Here is a 1445-nt window from a genome sequence, read left to right on the forward strand (position 1 = left end):
GGCGAGGCGGTCTCAGCGGGCGTTGCGGCGGCGGGTCTGCTGTACCTGCTGGGCGCGCCGGGGCTGGCGGCGGCGGCGCTGCTGCTGGCGGCGGCGTCCGCGGGCTTCCTCGCCTGGAACTGGCAGCCCGCGCGCATCTTCATGGGCGACGTGGGGAGCGGCACCGTGGGGTACCTGTTCGCCGTGCTGGCGCTGGCCTCGGAAAAGGCGCGGGCGCTGCCGCTGCTGGCGTGGGTGATCCTGCTGGGGGTGTTCGTGTTCGACGCCACCGCCACCCTGGTGCGCCGGCTGCTGCGCGGCGAGCGGGTGTACGAGGCGCACCGCAGCCACGCCTACCAGCGCGCCACGCAGGCCGGGTTCAGCCACGCGCAGGTGAGCGGGCGGGTGATCGTGCTGAACCTGCTACTGGCCGTGCTGGCCGGCGCCGCGGCGGTGGAGCCGCGCCTTCTCCTTCCCGCCTTCGCGGCCGCGCTCCTGCTGACGGTAGTCGTCTACCGCGCGGTGGAGCGCCGCCGGCCCTTCCCTGCCCCTCCCCAGCCGCAGCCGCCCTCCGAAAACGGTCCCGCTCGGGTGGCCGAGCCCCTGTCCGGGAGCGCCGCGAACCCGCGGTGAGGGAAGGCCTGCTGGGTCACGCGGAGAAACGGAGTAGAATGGAGAAACGGAGCACTGCCGACGCGTGCAGTTCTCCGTTCGCTCGTTACGCCCACCTATCCGCGCGCTGCTTGTGGCCGGGCGGGATCCGGACATCCCGCTGCCCCCGCAACGTCATCCCCGCCGGGCGCAGGCTCACCTGGCGTGCGCCAGGTCGAACGAGGGGCGCGTGCGAGTCCGCTCGTACCGTCCGTCGGCCTCCACGCCGTAGCCGAAGCCGCAGCCGCCGTCCCGCTCGTTCTGCACCATCTCCATCCGTCCGCGGCGGAAGGTCATCCGCAGCTCGCACACGCCGCCCAACTGCTCCACGCGGTAGACGGCCACGCCGCCACTCAGGCGCGCGGTTCCCGCGATGCTCCCGGTGTTGTGCGACGGCTCGCCGCGGTCGCAGAACAGCTGGAAGCGGATGCGGCCTCCGGACAGCTCCGCCACGTCCAGCAGGCATCCGCCATTCGGCCGTTCCAGCGCATACCGTCCGGTGACCCCTGCCGGAGGACGGACTGTCACCGCGGCCGCCGACGACCGGGCGGCGACCGCGCCGGCGAGCGTGGAAGCGAGGGCGAGGGCCAGCGCAACAGGCTTCATCGATCAGGATTCCGGACGTGGCGGTGTATCATACCAGGTCATGCGTTTGACCTGTGAGCCGTTGGAGCCTCGCGCAGTTTGCGAGGCTTTTCGTAGTTGTTGCTGCGGCTTCAGCCGCCGGTGCGGAGTCGGCACAGAGACGGACCATGCATCCCCGCGTGGAAGGCTCGGTAATCCGCCGCTGGGATGCAAGCTCCATCATCCCGGCA

2 protein-coding genes are annotated in these 1445 nt (G+C 71.8%); one reads left to right on the forward strand and one right to left on the reverse strand.

All coding sequences use genetic code 11. The features are described from left to right. Positions 1–612, forward strand: a 612-nt coding sequence (locus VF092_28140) for a hypothetical protein (protein ID HEX6751193.1), incomplete at its 5' end; no start/stop codon positions are given. 174 nt (positions 613–786) lie between these two features. On the opposite strand, the gene VF092_28145 is transcribed toward VF092_28140, so the two are convergent. Continuing rightward, positions 787–1236 carry a hypothetical protein gene (locus tag VF092_28145; protein HEX6751194.1) on the reverse strand — a complete coding sequence of 150 codons (450 nt, stop codon included), beginning with the start codon at positions 1234–1236 and terminating at the stop codon, positions 787–789. Positions 1237–1445 lie beyond the last annotated feature (209 nt).

It is taken from the genome of Longimicrobium sp. (assembly GCA_036377595.1).
In the GTDB taxonomy this organism is placed as follows: Bacteria; Gemmatimonadota; Gemmatimonadetes; order Longimicrobiales; family Longimicrobiaceae; genus Longimicrobium.